1 protein-coding gene is annotated in these 706 nt (G+C 49.9%); it reads left to right on the top strand.

Annotation, left to right across the window (positions count from 1 at the left end; all coding sequences use genetic code 11):
- A partial coding sequence (locus A3750_RS20035) for an arsenic resistance protein (protein ID WP_369819960.1) occupies positions 1-616 on the top strand: 616 nt, incomplete at its 5' end.
- Between the last annotated feature and the right edge of the window lie 90 nt (positions 617-706).

Here is a 706-nt window from a genome sequence, read left to right as displayed (position 1 = left end):
CACACTCGTTCAGGTATCAGTGAACGACATCATTATGATCTTCGCTTTTGCCCCTATCGCGGCCTTCTTACTTGGTCTGAGTGACATTACCGTGCCATGGGAAACGCTCTTGCTCTCGGTCATTCTTTACGTCGTGATCCCGTTGGTTGCAGGTGTGATAACCCGTATTCGGCTTGATCGACCTGATGATCAGGCGGCGGGGAAAAACAATAATCATGAACGGCTAAACCGTTTCCTGACTGTCGTAAAACCGTGGTCTGTGACCGGGCTTTTGGCCACAGTGGTATTGCTATTCGGCTTTCAGGCGCAAACGATTCTCGACAAGCCACTGGCAATCGTATTGATCGCCATTCCACTTTTGATTCAAACCTACGTGATTTTCGCAATCGCTTACGGTGGCGCGAAAGCACTCAAACTGCCGCATAACATTGCAGCACCAGCCTGCTTAATCGGCACCTCTAACTTTTTTGAATTGGCCGTAGCCGTAGCGATTTCCTTGTTTGGCCTAAATTCGGGCGCAGCGCTTGCGACCGTGGTTGGTGTATTGGTTGAGGTGCCTGTGATGTTGTCTTTAGTCGCTTTGGTAAACCGAACACAACACTGGTTCGACAAATAGCGCGAGCTACAACCATTCGTTGAGCGTGTATCGTTGAGTTGCGGATTGCAGAGTGCGGATTGCGAGCTAAGGTAAGCGTTTCAAAAGGCG

It is taken from the genome of Oleiphilus sp. HI0079 (genome assembly GCF_001635105.1).
Note: the sequence above shows the minus strand (reverse complement) of the source record. Positions and strands in the feature narration are given on the sequence as shown.